Consider the following 22,376-nt stretch of genomic DNA (forward strand, 5'->3'; position numbering starts at 1 on the left):
CCTCCCTTATATTTTCCATGAGATTCGCCCTTTAAGGAATTTTTAGAAATATATCCTTATTGGAAAAAGGATATTTTCAGTCCACTTTTGGGTTACTATTTACGATCAACCCATGCAAAAACTAGTACTACTTGTGTCTTCCTTGGCATTTTGTTTAAGCGTAAATGCCCAAACAGACACTACCACCCAAGAATTAGGAGAAGTTTTGATTCAAGAAAACAGGATCCAACTTCCTTTTTCAAAGCAAAGCAGAAACATCTCTCTGGTCAGTAAACGTCAAATAGAAACTACGCCAGCCCGAAGTTTAGCCGAAGTTTTATCCTTTGTTCCTGGAGTTGATGTCCGTCAAAGAGGTGTCACCGGGGTGCAATCAGATATTAGTATCCGTGGTGGCTCTTTTGAGCAGACGCTGATGCTGCTAAATGGAATCAAACTCAGCGATCCGCAAACAGGCCATCACATGATGAACATACCTGTCCCGCTGGTGAATATCGATAGAGTTGAAGTACTGAAAGGCCCAGCTTCAAGAGTTTTTGGTCAAAATGCTTATGCTGGAGCGATTAATGTCATTACCGAACTGAGCGATAAAAGATACGCAAGAGTACAAGGATATGCTGGCGACTTTGGAATGAAAGGAATCAACTTCGCCGGCTCTCTACCCATAGGGAGCTACAAGCAAAATCTGGCGATTTCCTACGATGACTCTAATGGACATTGGTACAACTCAGACTACCAAGTCAGTAACATATTCTACGAAGGCGGAGCTAACCTCAACGAAAAAAATGAGCTAAAAGGGATGATTGCCTACACAGATAGAAGTTTTGGAGCCAATGGTTTTTACTCCAGTTCTTTTCCTGACCAGTGGGAAAGTGTGCAAACTACCTTAGCCTCCTTGAGTCACACTCTTACGTTGAACAACTTTTACTTGAACACCCGAGGCTACTTTCGAAAAAATCAAGATGAGTATGTGCTCAAAAGAAATGAGCCTTCTTTTTACCAAAACTTTCACACCACCGATGTCTACGCGTTGGAGGCAAATGGGAATTTTGAGACAAAACTTGGCACAACTGGCTTTGGAGTAGAAACTAGAAAAGAAACGATCGAAAGCACTAACCTTGGAAATCGTGATCGAGTTTTAACAGGAATCTTCTTGGAGCAGATGGTTACCTTCGGTTCGAAAGTAGATTTGAGAGCTGGAGTTTATTCAAATTATTATTCAGAATATGGCTGGAAGCATTTCCCAGGTGCTGAACTTGGCTTTCAAGCGGCAACCGACTTTAGATTATACTCAGGATACGGAATCAGCTATCGTATCCCCACCTACAACGATCTCTATTATGTGGGCCCTACGAATATCGGGAATGATCAACTGGTACCTGAGCAGGCTCAAAACTTTGAGATTGGAGCAAAATGGTCGAAATCCGGAATTTTTGCAGAACTGGTTTACTTTAACAGAAGTACTGACAACCTAATCGAATGGACTCGACCTGATGCAGACACACCATGGCAACCACAGAATTTCAGTCAAGTTAAATTCAATGGAATTGAAGCTTCATTAAATTATAGAATTAGCCCTAATGGCAAAACTTTACACATCAAAGAATTTAACCTATCCTATAACTACCTCGACGCAGATTTAATCAATCAGCCTGGAATCGAGACTAGATACGCATTGACAGCTTTGAAAAATCAGCTGATTGGCGGAATCCTCATTGGGATTGGCCAAAAGCTGGAGTGGAATACAAAGATGAGAAATGTAGAACGAATGAATCAGGACCCCTATTTCCTTCTGGATATGAGAGCAGATTATAATAGAACAGGAAAAATCGGATTCTTTGTAGAAGCATCCAATATCACTGACACTGATTACGTGGAAGCTGGAACTGTGCAAATGCCAGGGAGATGGTTTAGGGCTGGATTCATGTTGAATTTAGAATAATCAACAAGTACAATTCGAACCAAGGCTAGGCTGTTTCATATTTGAGACAGCCTTTTTTTTTAACAAAAAAAAATCCCGAATAAATTATCCGGGATTGAATGTGGGAGTTGAGGGATTCGAACCCCCGACCCTCTGCTTGTAAGGCAGATGCTCTGAACCAACTGAGCTAAACTCCCAGGAAATAACTTTTACACACTTTCGAGTAATTATACTTAGATGTGGGAGTTGAGGGATTCGAACCCCCGACCCTCTGCTTGTAAGGCAGATGCTCTGAACCAACTGAGCTAAACTCCCATCTTTGTGTCCCTTTCCGTTCGTAAGGGAATGCAAAGGTAATTTCTATTTTCTCATAAGCAAATACATTTTGAAACAACATCCCTAAACTATTGAAAATGAGAAAGAATATTTACAAAATATTTTCAGAATCAAGAATAATAGTTTTAAATATCAAATTTAATCCCCTGCGCCAATGGTAAGGTGGATGAGTAATTAATTGTATTAGTTTGGCGACGCATATACGCTTTCCAAGCATCAGATCCAGATTCACGACCTCCACCTGTTTCTTTTTCTCCACCAAAAGCACCACCAATTTCTGCTCCTGAAGTACCGATATTTACATTGGCAATTCCGCAGTCAGATCCGGCCACAGAAAGGAACGCCTCTGCCTCTCTCATATTTGTGGTCATGATAGCAGAAGACAGCCCTTGCGGCACACCGTTTTGCATAGCAATCGCTTCTTCAATTGAACTATATTTCATTAAATAGAGGATTGGAGCAAAAGTTTCGTGTTGCACAATCTCAAAGTGATTTTCGGCTTCATATATTGCTGGCTTTACATAGCAACCAGATTCAAAACCATCTCCCGTCAGAACTCCACCATTTACCACTACTTTCCCTCCTTCTTTTTCAACTTTCTCTATGGCAGCCAAGTACATGTTTACCGCATCTTTATCGATCAGCGGACCTACATGATTTTTTTCGTCCAAAGGGTTCCCAATTACCAATTTGCTGTAAGCTGAAGCTAATCTAGACTTAACCTCTTCATAGACATTTTCATGGATAATAAGTCGACGAGTACTAGTACAGCGCTGACCTGCCGTCCCTACAGCTCCAAATAAAGCACCACGTATCGCCATATCCATATCAGCATTCGCTGTGATTATAATGGCATTGTTACCACCAAGCTCTAACAATGATCTGCCTAACCTACTCCCTACTGCTTGACCGACCAATTTCCCCATACGGGTAGAACCAGTTGCCGAAACCAATGGAATCCGTGAGTCATGAGACATCAGTCCACCTACTTTGTAATCACCAATTATAAGCGAGCAAATGCCCTCAGGCATACTATGTTTTTCAAAAATCTCTCCGGCTATGAGCTGGCAGGCAATTCCTGAAAGAGGCGCTTTTTCACTGGGTTTCCACACACAAACATCTCCACAAACCCAAGCTAAAGCAGCGTTCCAAGACCAGACTGCAACTGGGAAATTAAATGCTGAAATAATTCCTATTATCCCCAAAGGATGCCATTGCTCATACATACGGTGGCCAGGACGCTCTGAATGCATAGTAAGACCATATAACTGTCGGGAAAGACCAACTGCAAAATCACAGATATCAATCATCTCCTGCACCTCACCTAGCCCCTCTTGATATGATTTACCCATTTCGTAAGAAACTAGCTTTCCTAAGTCAGCCTTCTTTTCTCTCAGGGCATTTCCTATTTCCCGAACAATTTCTCCTCGTTGGGGAGCTGGCACTTGTCTCCAGCTCTCAAATCCAACTTGTGCCTTAGTCATCACTTCTTCGTAGGCCTGCTGATTAGTCAACTGCACTTTTCCGATCAGGGCACCATCTGCTGGTGAAAAAGAAGAAATAGACGACTCACCTGAATCTATCCAATTGATGCCAGTTGAAGTTCCTAAGTTTTCGGATTTAAGCCCGAGTCGCTTCAATGATTCTTGAATACCAAATTGGTCTGCCATTATATTTGGGGTTTGTTATGCTTTCAAAACTAAAACAATTATAACAGGGAGTCCAAAGAATTAAGTACTATTCTTTAATTATGATCCGCACAGGATTCACTTTATTGAACTTTCTCTTAAAACTCTTTCCTGCATATATTTTATATATAAAATTAATTCTATAATCGCCCGTATTTACTGCTTGATCATAAGGTCCTCCCTTGATGAGATTAAGGTTTTTATAAACATAGCTCGTGGTAATTGCAAACCGAGGACCATTGTACCCTAAAAACCCACGTAAATAATAAGTAGGTGCTACACCCCACTTCGTAAATTCCTCCTCGTTCCTCCACTTCGTATATCCTCCACTCAGGTTTACAGAAGCCACTCCTGTCAGATAGAAATTTCTCCAAAAAACCCAAGTTCCAGCCATCCCTGCATTTGGTCCAGCCAAAAAGTAACTGGCCTGGTCAAAATTAATCAAATCAGTCTGCGGGGTCGATGGCAATAATAGAGAGTCACCACGCATATTCCCTCCATACCCTTCGACTCCAACAAAAGGTGAATAAGCCGATTTCTTTTGGACAGAGGACTGATTCCAGGCTGCCGCAATGGACAGCTTGTCACCAAAAAACAAGTAATTCATATTGAGTCCCAAAGAAATGAGACGCATATCTTTCCTTAGGTAATCTTCGTCAGAATAAGTCCGGTTTTCAGCATCTATCTTGTACCCATTGTAAAACTGCCCAAAGAAATCCACAATAACCTTTGGAGCATAGATGTGAGACTGCAAATCCAAATTCCCAGGCCAATCACCTATTCGGTCAGGATTCAGAAATCTTACAGGAAACGAAGCATTAATAGTTAGATCTTGATAGGTAAATCCAAGTCCCAATTTTAATCCAGTATTAGGAACTAACATGTATCGCTCATTGGATTCTGGCGCCTTAGCTACTAATCTGGTATATTTTCTGCTAAAAAAAAGTCTAGTTGCCAACACATCACGAGTACTTTCCACATACATAGAGTCGTATTGTAGCTTCGATTTTTGTGCAAAAGACTGATTGCAATAGATAAAGACAAAAAAGATTATTGAAATCTTTATTCGGATCATAGCTGGTGAGTGTATACGCAAGCCGAAAGTTCACTAAAAAATTCTCAAAAAAAAATCCGAACCGTAGTCCGGATTTTTTCTGAAACAGGTTGAGGTTGAAAAATGGATTAGTGTTACAATCCTCGTTTGAAAAAGTAAAATACGATTGAAAAGTTGTTTAATCACCAGATTAAAGTTATGAACTTCAGGGAATTAAACAAATTATTGTTTGGCTTTTTTATACCAAACCAAAATAAACTTACAATAAATTGATCCTACTTCAACCTTTACAATAATGGAAAATCACCAACTATTCAATTAAATTGCATCTACTTCAACATGTCTATAAAAACTTGAAACCAACCATATCTATCATAATCCCTTGCTATAATCAGGCACAATTCCTTGCTAAATCTGTCGAATCCGCACTTAACTCAACTTATCCTGAACTTGAAATCATCATCGTAAATGATGGTTCTACGGACAATAGTGAAGAAATCGCAGCAGAGCTCACCGAAAAGTATACGAACGTCTACTTACTTAATCAGAAAAATGCTGGCGTTACCTCAGCTAGAAATTCCGGAATAGAATTTTCTAAAGGTAAATACATCCTTCCCTTGGACGGGGATGATCTAATATCCTCAAATTACATTTCGGAGGCAATTCAGGTCTTGGAGAAAAAACCTGAGGTAAAAGTCGTCTATTGTGAAGCTGTAAAATTTGATGAGTTTGGACAAAAGCCTTGGAAGCTCAAGGACTTCAACTTGAACCTCCTGGCAAGAGACAACATGATTTTTGTGAGTGCTGTTTTCAGAAAAGCAGACGCATTAGCAGTAGGTTGCTTCAGCGATGACATGAAAATGGGCAGAGAAGACTGGGAATTTTGGATCAAAATGCTAAAAAATGGAGGTGACGTTGCCAAACTCCCTTTCATTGGTTTTTTCTATCGAATTCATTCAGGGAGTAAGCGAAAGAAAACTGGCACATCCCAGAAGAAGAGAGAACGAATAGCCTATCTAAATTCAAAGCACATGGATTTTTTCGAGCGAGAATTGAATGGCCCACTTCGATTTCAGCGCACTTGGTCCAAGCCTTACAATAACTTGATGAAATTCCTGGGCAAACTCTAATTAGATCTTATCCATTCCTTTCCAAAACTTCAGGAAATAGTATTTCAGAGGATTACTGTACTTCAGTTGCTTCCAAGGTCGGCTCGCATGTGGGCGGTGCCAAACTGGAGCATTCATTAGGACATGGTTTTTAAATCCTAGTTCAATAGATTTTTTCGAAATAAAGGTATCGTACCAATCTTTTGCTTCATCCAAACCCATAAAATCATAGGCTTTCAAAAAGTCAGATGAAAAAAGTGTGCAGCAAAAGCTCAAACTTCTTGAGGTGTCTATCACTTTTTCTTTTACACCTTTAAATTTCAAATAAGGAAAATTCACTACGCCTTTTTCATCCACTGTCACAGATCCCACCAAACCTGATTTGGAAGTTGCTTTTTGGAAACTCAGCAAATCAGCAATTGTATTTGGCTTTACAACCACGTCTGATTCTATTACCAAAAGAGGCAGACTCGCATCATTAGCCATCCTCTGAGCCATCTGAAGAACTAGTTTATAATTAGGAGATGGATGATTAGTATGATCTTCCAAATGTACCAGTTCGTATCCTACCTGAGACTTGAATTGTTCTAAACCAGCTTTTGTCTCTTCAGTACTGAAGTCATTAAAAATAATATGCCTCACTTGAACGGTAGATCGCGAAATTGCCCTTGCGGTATCCAAGGTAGTTTCAAGAGAATTCTTTACAGGTGTGATAACGATAACTTCAGCCATAGGGTAAATTTTCCCAAAAATAAGCCTTTCTGACTAGGCAAAAAACAACCCCGGCTATTTGCCGGGGTTAAGAATTGTTTTTATTAAGCTAATTCGCCTAGGGCTTTTTTCATTCTGCCCAGTGCATCTACAAGCTCCTCGTCTGAAGCCGCATAAGAAAGTCTGATACAATCCGGAGCTCCAAAAGCGGCTCCAGTCACCAAGGAAACATGAGCTTCAGCCAACAAATAAAGGCAAAGGTCATCTGCATCTTTTACGTCATGCCCTTTTGCAGACTTGCCAAAGAAAGCAGTCACATCAGGGAAGAAATAGAATGCTCCTTCAGGAACGTGAGTTTTGATACCAGGAATATCACGAAGTAAATCCAATACCAATCCTCTTCTTCTTAGATATGCATCAGCCATCTCTGTAGTAGGAGTCTGGTCTCCAGCAATTCCTGCCAATGCTGCTCTTTGGGCAATACCTGTTCCTCCAGAAGTAAATTGACCTTGGATTTTTTCTACAGATTTAGCCATCCAAACTGGTGCACAGATGTACCCAACTCTCCAGCCAGTCATTGCATAACCTTTAGAAAAACCATTCACAGTAATTGTTCTGTCAAACATACCTGGGAAAGACGCGATGCTATAATTTCTACCAGCAAAGTTGATTTTCTCATAGATCTCATCAGCGATCACCATGATATTCTCATGCTTTTTCACTACGTCAGCGATAGCTTCTAGTTCCTGCTTGCTGAATACAGATCCAGTAGGATTACATGGAGAAGAATAGATCACGCCCTTAGTCTTTGGCGTAATAGCAGCCTCCAATTGAGCGGCAGTAGCCTTGAAGTTGTTTTCCAAAGTCCCTTCGATCAATACTGGAACTCCACCTGCCAACTTGATGATTTCAGCATAACTCACCCAGTATGGAGAGAAAATAACAACTTCATCACCTTCATTGATCATGCACATGAATACATTGGCAATGGAATGCTTTGCTCCGGTGGAAACAACGACATTTTCCGCTTTAGCTTCAGTGATTTCATTTTCTTCACGAAGCTTCTTTGCGATAGCTTCTCTCAGATCCTGATAACCTGCTACGGGAGGATATGAAAAGTACTTACCTTCGTCGATTGCATCTTTTGCTGCTTGTTGGATATGCTTAGGTGTTTTGAAGTCAGGCTCACCCAACGATAGGCTGATGATGTCAACTCCTTGTGATTTCAGCTCTCTTGCTTTTTTTGCCATCGCAAGAGTGGCTGATTCTTCCATATTGATTATCCGGTCTGATAAAATAGAGTTCATTGTTTGAGAGATTTTTTTTACAAATTCCACAAAAGTAGAGAGAAGATTATAAAATCTAAACAATCGGTGGGTTTTGATCTCGAAATGTTATTTTTGGATAAAATACACCGAAGGATATTGCGTTTTTCTAATATATGAGTAGATATTATATCAGTTTTATTTTCCTCCTACTTCTGAGCAAGGTTTCTTTAGCCCAAACTGAAGAATCAAAACCGAAATCAGATCCTGATTCCAGTGGTGTGGTGAACTCCAGATTACTCCCTACGACAATGCCTTTACTACTTTTCGACGACTCAAAAGAAAAGGAAGAAAAAAAGGAGAAAAAGAAGAAAGCTCGGAAAAATGAATGGTTTGGGATTAAAACCAGAAAAGGCTATACCCGTCAGGAAATTCGGGGGCAGCAGATTTTTGAGCACTTTAACTACACTGATGCTGCGCGACGTCCAGACCCCTATATACGTGATGTTTATTGGTTTGATCCTCAAGAAAGAAGTATAAAAACCAAAGAATATGAAGCAGGAAAAGGCTACCTACTGCATGGACCTTATGAGCGGGTAATTAATGAGGAAGTGGTGGAAAGCGGTATGTTCTACTACGGCACCAAGCATAAAACATGGATGCTCTACGATGCAAACAATGTGCTACAGGACAAAAATCACTTTGAAGCAGGTTGGCCGCGGGAGTCAAGAACTCGATACTTTGATCAGTCATCCAAAACCATCCAAGAGATTATCCCCGTTCAGTATGGTTTGGAAGAGGGAAACTATTTTTACTTCTATGAGAATAAACAAGTCGCGGTCACAGGGGAATATCAATATGGCGAAAAAGTGGGTCTGTGGACAGAATACTGGGACTTCAATAATACCAAAGCAGTAAGAAAGCGTGAAATCCAATATCAGGAAACTGCTTACACAAAAAATTTCCGCCCTTACATTCGTGCTGAATGGGATAAGGACGGAAATTTAGTTTATCGAAAAGATAATTGAAGTTTACAATTCTCTGAATTTAAACTGCTGACCTCCTACTGAGGCTTCGTACATCAATCCTCCTTTTGTTCGGGTAAACACCGCTACCCCATCAACGTATTTTGCATTAGCTGATGCTCCAGAGGCAGCTGCGACAGCAGAGACTTGAGCAGACATTTCAATATTGTTTGATTTAAATCTTGCGAAAGCTTCCTCATCTTCAAAGAAAACAACTTCTGAATACGCTTGACCTCCAGCCTGAAAACCAATGGTCACTTGAGTCATTTTCGCATACCCGACTTGTTTTCCACCTTGGAAAGCAACACCATTTCCAGCCGCTCCCCCAATTCCGAAACCTCCTTTTCCCACATTTGGTAAAATAATGTAGCCATAAGATGAGTCAAATAATTCCTGCATGCTCTCATCTTCCTCTAAAAATGCCGCTTTGGCATCCATACTATCCTCTTCGATCTGTTTATCTTTTCTATCACTTTGAGCGAAAGCTACAATTGCCATCAGGGCAAAAAAGAAAGTGAATGCTAATTTTTTCATGTGTTTATAATTTGTTTTTCAATGGTTACATGGAATCTCGCAAGGGTATAATTATCCCAGGTGTGACGTTCTTCGTCATGCTCGATTTCATATGTTTTTAAAATTTGAACGGAGCTGTGTGTTTAGTAAAAAGCATCTTCAAAATGCCTGAAATTAATTTTTCCTGTTCGGTCTTTGTATACGCCAATGATATCAAAGCGGATATCATTATGCCAATCATTAACATAAATAAACTGATCAGCTGCTTTAATAAGTAATTTACGTTTGACCGAATCGACAAACTCCTCAGCAAATCCGAAGCCAGTCCCAGATCTGAACTTTACTTCAACAAAAATTAACAAACCTTTATGCTTGGTGATGAGATCGATCTCAGCGTGTCCATGCCGATAGTTTGTTTCGACTAGTTCATACCCCTTGCCCACCAAAAAATCAGCTGCGAGTTGTTCTGCGAGTTTTCCGGAATCGTTGTGTTCAGCCATCTTGGATATTTGTTTAATTTTGAAAAATCAATGAACGAACCACTTGCTGATTCAGTTGAAAAGTAAATCCCTCGGGACTAGCCGATGAATGAAATTATTAATAAAAAAGTAGAATTCCGAGACCTTGGACAGCTGGATTATCAACAAGCCTGGGACTATCAGGAAAAACTCTTTGCTGAAACTGTAGCGCTGAAAATCAGCAATCGTCCTTTGCCCCCAGCCGACCAGGTACCAAGTAAAAACTACCTACTCTTTGTAGAACATCCACATGTATATACACTGGGAAAAAGTGGCAAAGAAGAAAATCTACTTTTGGATGAAAACGGTCTTAAAAGCCACGACGCCCAATATTACAAAATCAATCGTGGTGGTGACATCACCTACCACGGTCCAGGTCAGCTGGTTGGTTATCCGATTTTAGATCTGGACAATTTCTTCACTGATATTCATAAGTATCTAAGATTTCTCGAAGAAGCGGTCATTTTGACTTTGGCCGACTATGGAGTTGAAGCAGGAAGGATCGATGGGTTAACTGGTGTTTGGATAGATCATGTGGAGCAAAAAAGCCCCAGAAAAATTTGTGCGATGGGCGTGAAGTCCAGTCGTTGGGTGACTATGCATGGTTTCGCTTTCAACGTGAATGCAGATATCAGCTATTTTGGACATATTATTCCCTGCGGCATCGATGACAAGGCTGTCACTTCACTTCATTTGGAACTTGGTCGCCCTGTGGAAATGCATGAAGTCAAAGACCGAGTGAAGCGACATTTGATCGAATTATTTGAAATGGAGAGTATAGAAGCAATATGAAGAAAGACATAGATTTCAGTCCCGTGACTGGAGTAAAACTGGCGATAGCTAAAGAAGAGACCGCATCCGGAACGGAATGGGCAGTATATATTATAAACTTGAATTTGATTGAGTTAAAAAATGTCATGATCACTTCAAAAGGATATGGCGAAATAAATGGAGAAGTAAAAAAGACATCAACACTTCGCCATATGATGGAAGAGCTTGGAGAGCAGTCAGTAGCCAAAGTAGAGCCCATAGATCCAGCAGTTTTTGCTTTAAACAATGAGTTTTGGGTGAGTTACTATATTTTAGATCAAATTTTTGATAAAAAGTTTATCTTTACTTCAGGCAGTTTCGATCCTGGATTCATAAAGATGATTCCCGAAATTGGCCTAGAAGGAGTTCTCCACGCTTAATAAACGCTTATGGCAGATTTTTTTGATCAACTGAATGACATCCTTTTTCTAGATATAGAAACAGCCTCATTAACTGAGAAATTTGAAGAACTGCCTGAGCGTATTCAAGATGAATGGCTAAAGAAAGAGCGCCTTATCCAATCACCGGATCACCTTCACGATCCAGGTGCATTATATTTTGACCGAGCAGGAATTCATGCTGAATTTGGACAGGTAGTCTGTGTAGGTGTCGGCTATTTCCAATGGAAAAAGAAAGATAAAAAACTAGCGTTCAGATCGAAATGTTATTCCCATGAAGATGAACGGGAACTTCTTTTGGAGTTTAAAGCTTTGTTAGAGAAGAAAAAATGGATTCTTTGCGCTCACAACGGTAAGGAATTTGATTTTCCATACCTCTGCCGCAGAATGCTCATCAATGGAGTAGCTTTGCCGGAGCCTTTACAGATCTCAGGGAAAAAGCCTTGGGAAGTTCGCCATCTTGATACGATGGAGCTTTGGAAGTTTGGAGACTATAAACATTACACCCGCTTGGAGCTTTTAGCTTCAGTTTTTGGAATTCCATCTTCAAAAGATGATCTTGACGGAAGTCAGGTCAACACTACTTTTCATCTGGATAAAGACGTAGAAAAAATCAAAAAATACTGCCTGAGAGATGTGGAAGTCACAGCTCGAGTATACATGGCTATGCATCCGCAGTCGGATGACTTAGAAATTGAAATCATTCATTTATACGATTCAAAGAAAGATCACAAAGATTAATGGGCGCAGGGACATAAATCTTTTTACCTTAACCCTAATCAACAACCCAAATCATGGGAAGAAAACAACACAGAAAAAACAACAGTAAAAATCAAGGAGGAAAACAAACAGACGCAGCCAGCTTGGCCCGTCGCATCCTTCAATTTTTAGATGCACATTATGGAGAAGAATTCAACTCCAAGCAGATTATTAAGAAGCTCGAAATCAGAGATGCCCTTACTAAAGGTGGCGTCGAGCCTGTACTAAGCAAATTAGTAGAAGCAGGTTCAGTTTCTCGAAATCCAAGAAACTATTATTCATCTACCCAAGACCCGGAGTTCATCGAAGGAATCGTAGATTTTGTAAATCCACGCTTTGCTTTCATCGTACCACTCGATCCTGAGAAGGTAGATGGAGATATTTTGGTCAAAGAGGCTGATATGAAACAAGCACTCGATGGTGATAAAGTCCGCGTGATGGTATATCCGCTCAAGGGTAAAACTGGTCGCGTAGAAGGTAAGGTCCTGGAAGTAGTAGAGAAAAGCCGTGATGAATTTGTAGGCAGAGTAGAGATTTCGCCTCGATTCGCCTTCGTTGTGCCGGATTTCAAGAAAATGCACAAAGACATCTTCGTACATAGAGGTGGACTCAATGGTGCTCAGCACGGAGAAAAAGTAATTGTCAAACTTACCGAATGGAGAGATGGCGATAAGAATCCAACGGGAGAAGTAATTCGAGTATTAGGAAAAGCCGGCGAACATGAAGTAGAGATTCACTCTATCATGGCAGAGTTCGGATTGCCATTCGAGTATCCTGAAGAACCAGAAAAGGAAGCTGAGGAGATTTCAGAGAAGATCACTGCCAAAGAGATCAAGAAAAGAAAGGATTTTAGAGACGTCCTCACTTTCACGATAGATCCAGCTGATGCAAAGGATTTTGATGATGCTATTTCTTATAGAAAACTGGAAAATGGCAATCATGAAATCGGTGTTCACATCGCAGATGTCACTCATTATGTGCAACCAAAAACGGCTTTAGAAAAAGAGGCCTATAATAGAGCTACTTCTGTTTATTTAGTAGATAGAACCATTCCTATGCTTCCTGAGCGCTTGAGTAATGGGCTATGTTCACTTCGCCCACATGAGGACAAACTGACCTTTGCCTGCGTATTCGAAGTGGATGACGAAGCAAATGTGAAGAAACATTGGATTGGCAGAACTGTCATACATTCTGACAGAAGATACGCATATGAAGATGCCCAAGAAAATATTGACAATCAATCTGGTGACTACTTCGAAGAACTGACATTATTAAATGTCATGGCTAAGAAAATCCGTCAGCGAAGATTCAAGCATGGAGCAGTTAATTTCGAGACTGTTGAAGTGAAGTTCAAGCTAGATGAAAAAGGCACACCACTTGGCTTGATGATCAAAGAGCGAAAGGATATCCATAAGCTCATCGAGGAATTCATGCTACTTGCCAACAAGTATGTAGCAGAATTCATTTTCAATAAGAATAAAGGAAAAGATACTTTTGTCTATCGTACCCACGATTCGCCAGATATGGAGCGATTGGATACCTTCTCTGGCTTTGCGAAGCGATTTGGACATGAGTTTGAAATCGAAAATGAGAGAACTATCTCTACTGCATTAAACAAATTAATGGAGGAGATTCAAGGTAAGCCTGAGCAAAATGTTCTCGAACAATTGGCAATTCGAAGTATGGCAAAAGCCAAATACACCACTGAGCCGAAAGGGCACTTTGGACTCGCATTCGCACATTACTCTCATTTCACCTCTCCTATTCGAAGATATCCGGATATGATGGTGCACAGACTGCTTGAACTATACCTCGAAGGAGGGAAATCGCCGGATGCAGAAGCTTGGGAACAAAAATGTGTTCATTCTTCCGAACGAGAAAAACGAGCAGCAGACGCCGAAAGAGCTTCCATTAAATACAAGCAAGTAGAATTCATGTCTCTTGCGGAAGACAAAGATTACGAGGGAATTGTAGCTGGCGTCACCGAGTGGGGTGTCTTTGTAGAAATCACCGAAACTAAGTGTGAAGGCATGATCCGCGTCCAGGACATGGATGACGATTACTATGATTTCGACCAGAAAAACATGCGCTTAATTGGCTCGAAAACAAAAAAAATGATCACTTTGGGCGACAAAGTGAAGGTCAGAGTAGTTAACACTGATATTGACCGTAGAACGATAGATTTGGAATTTGCAGATAATGAAAGAAAAAAGCCACGCGCACGAGTTATTAGGTAAGCTGGAAACATATATCCAGAACCTCCCGAGTGCACTAGAAATAAGAAAATCACCCGAAGAACTATACGACCCAATCACCTATATTTTGAGCTTGGACGGTAAGAGAATCCGTCCTTTGCTAAGTCTTTTGGCATATGGAATTTATAAGCCAAATCCTGCTGAAATTCTAAGTCAAGCAGCTGCAGTTGAAGTTTTTCACAATTTCACGCTAATGCATGACGACATCATGGATGATGCTCCATTGAGAAGAGGTAAGGATTCTGTCCATGTAAAATGGAATAAAAACGTAGCGATACTCTCTGGTGATGTCATGCTGGTAAAAGCGTATGATTTACTGCTACCTACTGAGGCAGATAAATTGGGTGAAGTGATTCGCCTATTCAATAAAACAGCAGCAGAGGTATGTGAAGGCCAGCAATTCGACATGAATTTTGAGTCCTTGGGATCTGTTCATGAGGACGAATACCTAGACATGATCCGTCTGAAAACAGCTGTTCTCTTAGGTTTTGCTCTACAGCTAGGCGCTTTACTAGCTGGAGCAGAGAAGGAAGATGCTCAAAAACTTTATGATTTCGGGATGAATATCGGGGTTGGCTTTCAGTTAAAAGATGACTTGCTGGATGTATTTGCAGATCAGGAAAAGTTTGGCAAGCAGGTTGGAGGTGATATCATTTCCAATAAAAAAACATTTCTTTTGATCAAAGCACTTGAATTAGCGAAAGGGCAGGATGCTGAAGACTTAAATTTCTGGCTCTCTCAGCGTGACTTTGACAAAGATCAAAAGGTGAAGGCAGTAAGAGCTATCTATGAAAATCTCGGAATCAAAGCCCTTGCAGAATCCAAAATGAACTCCTATTTCGAGGCTGGATTTGCACAATATGATGCAATTCATTTCAAAAACGAAGACTATTTCCTTGAACTCAAAAAAATCACTCAGGACTTAATTCACAGAGAAAAATAAATGGAATTATCAATTACAGTTGTCCTGATTATAGTCACCGCAATTAGTAGCTACTATGGAATCAATAATGCAGCATTTATGGAGCGTTGCATGTTCATTCCATATAAAATCAAGAGAAATGGCCAATGGGATCGTTTTATCACCTCCGGATTTATACATAAAGACTACATCCACCTTTTCTTTAATATGTTTACCTTCTACTTCTTTGGAGGTGTAGTCGAGCAGATTCTTGCTTATAAATTTGGAGTAGTCTTAGGTGGCTTGGTCTATGTGCTCTTCTATCTTTTAGGAATAGTAATCTCAGACATTCCTACTTATCTAAAAAATAAAGATAACAGCTATTATAGAGCCTTAGGAGCTTCAGGAGGAACAGCCGCTACAGTATTTGCCAGCATCATCATACTTCCGCTTTCTGACATCTGTCTTTTCGGAATTCTTTGCTTGCCTGGATTTATTTTGGGTGTACTATTTTTGCTTTATTCATATTTCAAAGGTAAAAACCAAGATGATGCAATTAATCATGATGCGCATTTATATGGAGCAATTTTCGGTATTGTATTTATCCTACTAGTTTCTCCAAGTAGTGCAACCACATTTATTAATGAGGTAATGAGCTATAGACCTTTCTAAAAAACATAATCAAACGAAAGCCCGACTGATAATTATTAATGTGCCCCCAAAAGTTAGATACTTTTTGGGGGCTTTTTCGTGACCTGTTTCCACGGAATAACTATACTGCTGTAAGCTTGAAACATTGCCCCTAGTCATCAGGGTTGAATAAATTTAGCCAAGCGAAACATCTTGCTGTCTCTTCGGAAACCACAATATCCTCTGCAGTTAATCAGTGAAGAAATTATAGACACAAAAAAAGCCCCTTCAAGTGAAGGGGCTTTCAATATTGATTGATTAAATCAAGCTTCTGCTGGCAATACGCTTACGTATGATCTGCCATCATATTTCTTTCTAAAGGTAACAACACCGTTAGCTGTTGCAAACAAGGTATGATCTTTACCTAGTCCTACATTTTCACCTGGGTGATGCTTAGTACCTCTTTGTCTTACGATAATATTTCCAGCGATTACTACTTCGCCACCAAATTTCTTAACACCTAATCTCTTAGATTCTGATTCCCTACCGTTTCTGGAACTACCGACGCCTTTCTTATGTGCCATGGTTTTATTCTTTTATAGTCTTCAAAAAGAAAACTTTAGAGTGTAATACTTTCTATCAAAACTTTGGTGAAATCTTGTCTGTGACCGTTCTTCTTTTTGTAGCCTTTACGACGCTTCTTTTTGAAGACGATGACTTTATCACCTTTTACATGATCTAGGACCTTCCCAGATACCTTCGCTCCAGCCAATAGGGGAGCGCCTACAGACACAGATCCATCAGCCTCAGCTAATAGTACCTGGTCGAAGTCGATGGAAGCGCCAGTTTCTAAATCTAGCTTTGGAGCATAGATAAACTGATCTTGCGTTACTTTGAACTGCTTTCCTGCGATGTTTACAATTGCGTACATAGTTCTTGATTCTTTTGAAATCGGAGTGCAAATATAGGGAAGTTGATTGGAAGAAAAAAACTGGCTTCTGAAATATTATTTGCGTTTTATATTGAAACTTTGCCACCCGCCCTCATTTACTTAAAAAACAACATAAAATTTCCACGATAAAAGACAATTAAACTTAAAAATGAATTAATTTTTTTTTCTGATTTTACCTCCAACTGATTGAGGATCATAATTTTGAATAGTAAAATTAATATCACGAAAATATTGACCGAAAGTCAGAAATTGCCTTGAATTTTGGTTGAAAATCTTTTTTGCAATTATTTGATTTTTTTTCAAACCCCCGATAATAGCCCATTCAATTAATCTAAAAGTATATTTAAACCAACCTAACTATTTGTATATATGACCCCTATATACTTTTTGACCTCGGGTCAGAAATGGCCTTAAACAGACACTTCACAGGTTTTATTTCCCAATTTTGATTCACATATTTGTTGAAAGGCTGTTCTAAAAAGGCAGCCTTTCTTATCCCCGGACAAACTATTTATTCATTTAGGGGCAAAAATTAATACGCTTAAACACTACAGTAACAATGCAGAACGAACCAATACTAGAAGAGAATAAGAATCGCTTTGTTTTATTCCCTATCCAGCACAACGACATTTGGCAGTATTATAAGAAAGCCGAGGCTAGCTTTTGGACTGCTGAGGAGATTGACCTGGGACAGGACATGGTGGATTGGAAAGCATTAAATGATGGTGAGCGTCATTTTATCTCACACGTATTAGCATTTTTTGCAGCTAGTGATGGGATTGTTAATGAGAATTTGGCAGAGCATTTCGTATCAGAGGTTCAATATACAGAAGCAAAATTTTTCTACGGCTTCCAGATTGCGATGGAAAACATCCATTCAGAAACTTACAGTCTTCTTATAGATACCTATATCAAAGATGCAGCTGAGCGGGACAAGCTATTACATGCTATTGAGCATATTGATTGTGTAAAGAAAAAGGCGGACTGGGCATTGAGATGGATAGATAATGGCAACTTCCAAGAGCGATTAATCGCCTTTGCTGCGGTGGAAGGCATCTTCTTCTCAGGATCATTCTGCTCTATTTTCTGGCTCAAGAAAAGAGGCCTGATGCCCGGACTTACCTTCTCCAATGAATTGATCTCCCGTGACGAAGGATTGCATTGCGATTTTGCCTGTCACCTATACACAAAGCATCTGAACAATCAATTGCCAAAAGAGACGGTAAGAGAAATAATCAGAGATGCTGTAGAAATCGAAAAGGAATTTGTAACTGATGCACTTCCTGTACGACTTATAGGAATGAACTCTGACCTGATGTGTCAGTACATTGAATTTGTAGCAGATAGACTATTAGACGAATTAGAGTGCGATAAAATATGGAATAGCACGAATCCTTTTGATTTCATGGATATGATTTCGCTTCAGGGTAAAACCAATTTCTTTGAGAAAAGAGTTGGAGACTACCAAAAAGCCGGAGTAATGAAATCTAATGAAGGATCAGACGATTCACCAAGATTCTCCATTGGTGAAGACTTTTAATTAACCCAACTTTTCCATCAACCTAAAAATCCCAAAGAAATGCTAGTATTAAAAAGAGACGGAAGACGAGAATCAGTACGATTCGACAAAATCACAGCAAGAATTGAGAACCTATGCTACGAACTCGATTCTAAATTCATTCATCCAATTGATGTTGCCAAAAAGGTAATAGATGGTCTTTATGATGGAGTATCAACTACAGAGCTGGACAACTTGGCCGCTGAAGTTTGTGCTTCACTGACTGTAAAGCATCCTGACTATGCAATCTTGGCAGCAAGAATCGCTATCTCAAATCTCCATAAAACTACTAGTCAGTCTTTTTCAAATACCATGAAAAGGCTCTATACCCACGTGAATCCAAAGACTGATGAAAATGCAGCTTTGCTAGATCCTGAGGTATATGGCATCATTAAGAATAATGCGGCAAAACTAGATGCGGCAATTGATTACAAAAGGGACTTTGGGTATGATTATTTTGGATTCAAGACTTTGGAGAGAAGTTACTTGATCCGTTTGAATGGAAAAGTAGTAGAACGTCCTCAGCACATGTTGATGAGAGTGGCTGTTGGGATCCACAAAGAGGACATGGAATCAGTAATCGAAACATACAACCTTCTTTCTGAAAAGTGGTTTACCCATGCAACCCCTACCCTTTTCAACGCAGGTACACCTAAGCCTCAGCTTTCCTCTTGCTTCCTACTTACTATGAAGGATGATAGTATTGACGGTATCTACGACACTCTGAAACAATGTGCGAAGATTTCCCAATCAGCTGGAGGTATTGGTCTTTCGATACACCATGTGAGAGCTAAAGGCTCTTACATTAAGGGTACAAATGGAGTTTCTAATGGCATTGTACCAATGCTTAGAAACTTTGATATGACAGCTCGCTATGTAGACCAAGGTGGCGGAAAAAGAAAAGGCAGCTTTGCTATTTATTTAGAACCTTGGCATGCAGATATCAAGGATTTCTTAGAGCTGAAGAGAAATCATGGTAAGGAAGAGATGAGAGCTAGAGATTTGTTCTATGCACTTTGGATTCCAGATCTTTTCATGAAGCGCGTAGAACAAAACCTTGAGTGGTCTCTATTCTGTCCTCACGAAGCTCCAGGACTTTCTGAGTGCCATGGTGAAGAATTTGAAAGACTGTACGAAAAGTATGAGAGAGAAGGGAAAGCTCGTGAAACTATCAAAGCTCAAGAACTTTGGTTTGAAGTATTAGAATCCCAGATTGAGACTGGAACACCATACATGCTTTATAAAGATGCTGCGAATGGTAAGTCAAACCAGAAGAACCTTGGTACAATCAAATCTTCTAACCTTTGTACAGAGATCATTGAGTACACAGCTCCAGATGAGGTTGCCGTTTGTAATTTGGCTTCTATTGCCCTTCCAAAATTTGTAACTCAAGGACCTGATGGAAAATTATTCTTTGACCATCAGAAACTATATGAAATCACCAAAGTAGCCACCAAGAACCTGAACAAGGTAATTGATGTAAACTACTATCCAGTTGAAGAAGCGAGAAGATCAAACTTCCGTCATCGTCCAATTGGTCTAGGAATACAAGGTTTGGCTGATGCATTTATTTTGCTTCGTATGCCTTTCGATTCTCCAGAAGCTAAAGGATTGAATGAGGATATTTTCGAAACTATGTATTTTGCGGCGGTAGAAACTTCTATGGAGCTAGCAAAAGTTCAAGGTACATACGAGACTTATGAGGGTTCGCCAGCTTCAAAAGGAGAGCTGCAGTTTGACCTTTGGGGAGTGAAGCCAAAGTCAGGAAGATGGAATTGGGCTGAGGTAAAAGAGAAGATCAAGAAATACGGGATGAGAAACTCTCTGTTGATGGCTCCTATGCCTACAGCTTCAACTTCTCAAATCCTGGGTAACAATGAGTGCTTTGAACCTTACACTTCAAATATCTATACTAGAAGAACCTTGTCAGGTGAGTTTATTATTGTGAACAAGCACTTAATGAAAGACTTGATTGCATTAGGTCTGTGGGATGATACCATGAGAAACCGATTGATATCAACCAATGGCTCTGTACAAAATGTACCTGGCATCCCACAACACATCAAAGATATTTATAAGACCGTTTGGGAGATTTCTCAGAAGATCATTATCGATATGTCTGCCGATCGTGGCGCATACATTTGCCAGTCTCAAAGTATGAACGTGTTCATGCAGGATCCTAACTTTGGTAAGTTAACCTCTATGCACTTCTATGCTTGGAAAAAAGGCCTTAAAACAGGTATGTACTACTTGAGATCACAAGCGGCTACAGCAGCTATTAAATTCACGCTTGACAAAACAGGTTTTGAGCCTAAAGTTGAAAAGGCTCAGCAAGAAATAGTTGAAGTGAAATCACAAAAACAAGATGCTATTGCATGTTCTCTGGATGATCCAGATAATTGCGAAATGTGCGGAAGCTAAAAGATAAAGTTCAATAATCACCAAGAAAGCGTTTGAAGTCTCAAACGCTTTTTTTTATAACTTATAACCCAAAGAACCCAGGCATGGATATAACATCGATAGAGAAAAAATTAAAAGCCTTAGAAGCTAATACTAAGGCAGAATTCGGGATAATGACTCCACAACATATGGTAGAACATCTTACGCTTACAGTCAAGATATCATACGGCAGAATAAAGATTCCAGAATTTGAACCAAGTGAAAAACAGTTATTTCAAAAGAGAGCTCTATTAGATTCTACAATGGAATTTCCACGAGGTGTTTTAGCTCCTAATATGAAGGCAGGGGAATTACTCCCGTTAAGAAATAGTAGCTTAGATGAAGCAAAAAAACAACTCATTGAGAGTTTAACTGGGTATACTACATTTTTTAATTCAAGCCCTGACGCCAGCTCCGTACATCCAAGATTTGGAAAATTGAATTATTCAGAGTGGGAAAAGTTTCATCCCAAACATTTTAAACATCACTTCGGACAGTTTGGGATTTGGTAGAAATCCCATTAAGCTAGGGATGAACTCTGCCTTGACGTATAAAAAAATCAATCTCTTTCTTTAAATCATCATGCTGTCAATTTCCTACTATTGCGATTGATATTTATTTAAGTTCAAAAACCTCTATAAAACCAAAATGCCCAAATAAGTGTCTAGATTTTGGGGGCACATCATTAACTATAGGGCTTTAAATAAATGAGACGGCTACCAAATCCAAATTAGTTAAAATCGAAATATAGGTCCATATGTTCTACCAATTCTCCATTTCTGTAAATTGAAAAATTCAAATCGTTATATGGTTTGTTGATTGAATCTCCCACAAGTATTTTATCCCAAAAGTCGTCATACAAAGGACTTGTTGGGAAATAATACTTTAAATCACCATTTCCACTTTCAATAATAATGTCTTTCACACCTCTATCCCATTTATAAAAATTCAAGTACTACTCCAGAATATTCTTTCATATTTCTTCTGTTTTGAAATTTGCAATTATCACATGAAACAAAAACTAGAACACTAGTCAAACAAATAGAAATCCTATTTCCATTTAGATCAAACATATGAGATTAATTAAAATTTTATTCAGCACATGCATTAAACCTAATATATAGTAAATTCTGAACTACCTCTCACGGCGTAGTCAAATCATTGTAGTGGACCGGTTGTAGATTGAAACTTACCCTAATATTTTTAACAATTTTCAATTGCAATAATATCAACTGAAGTTAATTACAAATTTGGCTGAATATTCAAGCATAAGAACTGTCTGTAATTTTTTAAGGTATAACCTACGCCTGCTCATAACGCTACTATTCCAAGAGGAGGGCGTCTACCGATACCAATAGTAGGCTAATCTTCTAAAAGGAGTGATTAGCTAAAAATATAAATATTTCCAAACGCAAAAAAGCCAGCTGGTTAAAGCTGGCTTTGAATAAATGAGGCGGCGACCTACTCTCCCGGGTGTAACCCCAGTACCATCGGCGCTGCAGGGCTTAACTTCTCTGTTCGGGATGGGAAGAGGTGG

21 protein-coding genes, 2 tRNA genes and 1 rRNA gene are annotated in these 22,376 nt (G+C 39.5%); 12 read left to right on the plus strand and 12 right to left on the minus strand.

Annotation, left to right across the window (positions count from 1 at the left end):
• The first annotated feature begins 112 nt into the window (after nucleotides 1-112).
• Nucleotides 113-1,939: a TonB-dependent receptor plug domain-containing protein gene (locus QOL76_RS04285; protein ID WP_283411784.1), complete on the plus strand. Its 1,827-nt coding sequence runs from the start codon at nucleotides 113-115 to the stop codon at nucleotides 1,937-1,939.
• A 101-nt stretch (nucleotides 1,940-2,040) separates the two neighbouring features.
• Here the strand turns inward: QOL76_RS04285 and QOL76_RS04290 are convergent.
• From QOL76_RS04290 to QOL76_RS04305, 4 genes are all read right to left on the minus strand, one after another.
• Nucleotides 2,041-2,115 (minus strand) — tRNA-Val (locus tag QOL76_RS04290).
• A 43-nt stretch (nucleotides 2,116-2,158) separates the two neighbouring features.
• Nucleotides 2,159-2,233 (minus strand) — tRNA-Val (locus QOL76_RS04295).
• Nucleotides 2,234-2,379: 146 nt separating this feature from the next.
• Nucleotides 2,380-3,924 (minus strand): L-piperidine-6-carboxylate dehydrogenase, encoded by a 1,545-nt coding sequence (gene amaB / locus QOL76_RS04300; RefSeq protein ID WP_283411785.1) that lies wholly within the window; start codon nucleotides 3,922-3,924, stop codon nucleotides 2,380-2,382.
• Nucleotides 3,925-3,991: 67 nt separating this feature from the next.
• Nucleotides 3,992-5,017 (minus strand): DUF4421 domain-containing protein, encoded by a 1,026-nt coding sequence (locus QOL76_RS04305; protein ID WP_283411786.1) that lies wholly within the window; start codon nucleotides 5,015-5,017, stop codon nucleotides 3,992-3,994.
• Nucleotides 5,018-5,349: 332 nt separating this feature from the next.
• On the opposite strand from QOL76_RS04305, the gene QOL76_RS04310 reads away from it, so the two are divergent.
• A complete protein-coding gene (locus QOL76_RS04310; protein WP_283411787.1) occupies nucleotides 5,350-6,126 on the plus strand; it encodes a glycosyltransferase family 2 protein in 777 nt (258 codons plus the stop codon).
• Here QOL76_RS04310 and QOL76_RS04315 read toward each other — a convergent pair whose 3' ends face one another.
• A complete protein-coding gene (locus tag QOL76_RS04315; protein ID WP_283411788.1) occupies nucleotides 6,127-6,837 on the minus strand; it encodes a glycosyltransferase family 2 protein in 711 nt (236 codons plus the stop codon).
• Nucleotides 6,838-6,920: 83 nt separating this feature from the next.
• On the minus strand, nucleotides 6,921-8,123 hold the full coding sequence (locus QOL76_RS04320; protein ID WP_283411789.1) for a pyridoxal phosphate-dependent aminotransferase: 1,203 nt from the start codon (nucleotides 8,121-8,123) through the stop codon (nucleotides 6,921-6,923).
• Between the two features lie 134 nt (nucleotides 8,124-8,257).
• Between QOL76_RS04320 and QOL76_RS04325 the strand changes: the two genes are divergently transcribed.
• Entirely contained in the window at nucleotides 8,258-9,109 is an 852-nt protein-coding gene (locus tag QOL76_RS04325; protein WP_283411790.1) for a toxin-antitoxin system YwqK family antitoxin, read from the plus strand.
• A gap of 3 nt (nucleotides 9,110-9,112) precedes the next feature.
• On the opposite strand, the gene QOL76_RS04330 is transcribed toward QOL76_RS04325, so the two are convergent.
• Together QOL76_RS04330 and QOL76_RS04335 are read right to left on the minus strand one after the other, a co-directional pair.
• Nucleotides 9,113-9,640 carry a YSC84-related protein gene (locus QOL76_RS04330; protein ID WP_283411791.1) on the minus strand — a complete coding sequence of 176 codons (528 nt, stop codon included), beginning with the start codon at nucleotides 9,638-9,640 and terminating at the stop codon, nucleotides 9,113-9,115.
• Nucleotides 9,641-9,762: 122 nt separating this feature from the next.
• Nucleotides 9,763-10,119 (minus strand): YraN family protein, encoded by a 357-nt coding sequence (locus tag QOL76_RS04335; protein ID WP_283411792.1) that lies wholly within the window; start codon nucleotides 10,117-10,119, stop codon nucleotides 9,763-9,765.
• A gap of 84 nt (nucleotides 10,120-10,203) precedes the next feature.
• On the opposite strand from QOL76_RS04335, the gene lipB reads away from it, so the two are divergent.
• From lipB to QOL76_RS04365, 6 genes are read left to right on the plus strand one after another with little or no spacing between them, the layout of a single operon-like run.
• The gene (gene lipB / locus QOL76_RS04340; protein WP_283411793.1) at nucleotides 10,204-10,929 is read left to right on the plus strand and encodes a lipoyl(octanoyl) transferase LipB; all 726 of its coding nucleotides are present in this window, start codon (nucleotides 10,204-10,206) and stop codon (nucleotides 10,927-10,929) included.
• Entirely contained in the window at nucleotides 10,926-11,327 is a 402-nt protein-coding gene (locus QOL76_RS04345) for a hypothetical protein (protein WP_283411794.1), read from the plus strand. Before lipB ends, QOL76_RS04345 begins: the two co-directional genes overlap by 4 nt.
• Before the next feature lie 9 nt (nucleotides 11,328-11,336).
• Nucleotides 11,337-12,086: a 3'-5' exonuclease gene (locus QOL76_RS04350; RefSeq protein ID WP_283411795.1), complete on the plus strand. Its 750-nt coding sequence runs from the start codon at nucleotides 11,337-11,339 to the stop codon at nucleotides 12,084-12,086.
• Nucleotides 12,087-12,139: 53 nt separating this feature from the next.
• The gene (rnr, locus tag QOL76_RS04355) at nucleotides 12,140-14,341 is read left to right on the plus strand and encodes a ribonuclease R (RefSeq protein WP_283411796.1); all 2,202 of its coding nucleotides are present in this window, start codon (nucleotides 12,140-12,142) and stop codon (nucleotides 14,339-14,341) included.
• A complete protein-coding gene (locus tag QOL76_RS04360; RefSeq protein WP_283411797.1) occupies nucleotides 14,304-15,302 on the plus strand; it encodes a polyprenyl synthetase family protein in 999 nt (332 codons plus the stop codon). Before rnr ends, QOL76_RS04360 begins: the two co-directional genes overlap by 38 nt.
• On the plus strand, nucleotides 15,303-15,932 hold the full coding sequence (locus QOL76_RS04365; RefSeq protein WP_283411798.1) for a rhomboid family intramembrane serine protease: 630 nt from the start codon (nucleotides 15,303-15,305) through the stop codon (nucleotides 15,930-15,932).
• A gap of 281 nt (nucleotides 15,933-16,213) precedes the next feature.
• Here the strand turns inward: QOL76_RS04365 and rpmA are convergent, their stop codons facing one another.
• Both rpmA and rplU read right to left on the minus strand, forming a co-directional pair.
• Complete coding sequence (gene rpmA / locus QOL76_RS04370; RefSeq protein ID WP_283411799.1) at nucleotides 16,214-16,474, minus strand: 50S ribosomal protein L27; 261 nt, start codon at nucleotides 16,472-16,474, stop codon at nucleotides 16,214-16,216.
• Between the two features lie 35 nt (nucleotides 16,475-16,509).
• The gene (gene rplU, locus QOL76_RS04375; RefSeq protein WP_283411800.1) at nucleotides 16,510-16,821 is read right to left on the minus strand and encodes a 50S ribosomal protein L21; all 312 of its coding nucleotides are present in this window, start codon (nucleotides 16,819-16,821) and stop codon (nucleotides 16,510-16,512) included.
• 580 nt (nucleotides 16,822-17,401) lie between these two features.
• On the opposite strand from rplU, the gene QOL76_RS04380 reads away from it, so the two are divergent.
• The 3 genes from QOL76_RS04380 (at nucleotide 17,402) to QOL76_RS04390 (ending at nucleotide 21,351) form a co-directional block, all read left to right on the plus strand.
• Complete coding sequence (locus tag QOL76_RS04380; protein WP_283411801.1) at nucleotides 17,402-18,382, plus strand: ribonucleotide-diphosphate reductase subunit beta; 981 nt, start codon at nucleotides 17,402-17,404, stop codon at nucleotides 18,380-18,382.
• A 39-nt stretch (nucleotides 18,383-18,421) separates the two neighbouring features.
• Nucleotides 18,422-20,821 carry a ribonucleoside-diphosphate reductase subunit alpha gene (locus QOL76_RS04385; protein WP_283411802.1) on the plus strand — a complete coding sequence of 800 codons (2,400 nt, stop codon included), beginning with the start codon at nucleotides 18,422-18,424 and terminating at the stop codon, nucleotides 20,819-20,821.
• 83 nt (nucleotides 20,822-20,904) lie between these two features.
• The gene (locus QOL76_RS04390) at nucleotides 20,905-21,351 is read left to right on the plus strand and encodes a DUF1569 domain-containing protein (protein WP_283411803.1); all 447 of its coding nucleotides are present in this window, start codon (nucleotides 20,905-20,907) and stop codon (nucleotides 21,349-21,351) included.
• 218 nt (nucleotides 21,352-21,569) lie between these two features.
• Here the strand turns inward: QOL76_RS04390 and QOL76_RS04395 are convergent, their stop codons facing one another.
• Together QOL76_RS04395 and rrf are read right to left on the minus strand one after the other, a co-directional pair.
• Nucleotides 21,570-21,791 carry a hypothetical protein gene (locus tag QOL76_RS04395; RefSeq protein ID WP_283411804.1) on the minus strand — a complete coding sequence of 74 codons (222 nt, stop codon included), beginning with the start codon at nucleotides 21,789-21,791 and terminating at the stop codon, nucleotides 21,570-21,572.
• A gap of 496 nt (nucleotides 21,792-22,287) precedes the next feature.
• A 5S ribosomal RNA gene (rrf, locus tag QOL76_RS04400) occupies nucleotides 22,288-22,376 on the minus strand; the annotation flags it as partial.

Origin of the sequence: Algoriphagus winogradskyi (genome assembly GCF_900182815.1) — a bacterium.
Lineage (GTDB): Bacteria > Bacteroidota > Bacteroidia > Cytophagales > Cyclobacteriaceae > Algoriphagus > Algoriphagus winogradskyi.

Coding starts and splice junctions, on each gene's coding strand:
- QOL76_RS04285 (WP_283411784.1), top strand. CDS start 113: ATGCAAAAACTAGTACTACTTGTGTCTTCCTTGGCATTTTGTTTAAGC.
- QOL76_RS04365 (WP_283411798.1), top strand. CDS start 15,303: ATGGAATTATCAATTACAGTTGTCCTGATTATAGTCACCGCAATTAGT.
- QOL76_RS04390 (WP_283411803.1), top strand. CDS start 20,905: ATGGATATAACATCGATAGAGAAAAAATTAAAAGCCTTAGAAGCTAAT.
- QOL76_RS04335 (WP_283411792.1), bottom strand. CDS start 10,119: ATGGCTGAACACAACGATTCCGGAAAACTCGCAGAACAACTCGCAGCT.
- QOL76_RS04360 (WP_283411797.1), top strand. CDS start 14,304: ATGAAAGAAAAAAGCCACGCGCACGAGTTATTAGGTAAGCTGGAAACA.
- QOL76_RS04305 (WP_283411786.1), bottom strand. CDS start 5,017: ATGATCCGAATAAAGATTTCAATAATCTTTTTTGTCTTTATCTATTGC.
- rplU (WP_283411800.1), bottom strand. CDS start 16,821: ATGTACGCAATTGTAAACATCGCAGGAAAGCAGTTCAAAGTAACGCAA.
- rpmA (WP_283411799.1), bottom strand. CDS start 16,474: ATGGCACATAAGAAAGGCGTCGGTAGTTCCAGAAACGGTAGGGAATCA.
- QOL76_RS04380 (WP_283411801.1), top strand. CDS start 17,402: ATGCAGAACGAACCAATACTAGAAGAGAATAAGAATCGCTTTGTTTTA.
- lipB (WP_283411793.1), top strand. CDS start 10,204: ATGAATGAAATTATTAATAAAAAAGTAGAATTCCGAGACCTTGGACAG.
- QOL76_RS04330 (WP_283411791.1), bottom strand. CDS start 9,640: ATGAAAAAATTAGCATTCACTTTCTTTTTTGCCCTGATGGCAATTGTA.
- QOL76_RS04315 (WP_283411788.1), bottom strand. CDS start 6,837: ATGGCTGAAGTTATCGTTATCACACCTGTAAAGAATTCTCTTGAAACT.
- QOL76_RS04350 (WP_283411795.1), top strand. CDS start 11,337: ATGGCAGATTTTTTTGATCAACTGAATGACATCCTTTTTCTAGATATA.
- QOL76_RS04385 (WP_283411802.1), top strand. CDS start 18,422: ATGCTAGTATTAAAAAGAGACGGAAGACGAGAATCAGTACGATTCGAC.
- QOL76_RS04320 (WP_283411789.1), bottom strand. CDS start 8,123: ATGAACTCTATTTTATCAGACCGGATAATCAATATGGAAGAATCAGCC.
- rnr (WP_283411796.1), top strand. CDS start 12,140: ATGGGAAGAAAACAACACAGAAAAAACAACAGTAAAAATCAAGGAGGA.
- QOL76_RS04345 (WP_283411794.1), top strand. CDS start 10,926: ATGAAGAAAGACATAGATTTCAGTCCCGTGACTGGAGTAAAACTGGCG.
- amaB (WP_283411785.1), bottom strand. CDS start 3,924: ATGGCAGACCAATTTGGTATTCAAGAATCATTGAAGCGACTCGGGCTT.
- QOL76_RS04325 (WP_283411790.1), top strand. CDS start 8,258: ATGAGTAGATATTATATCAGTTTTATTTTCCTCCTACTTCTGAGCAAG.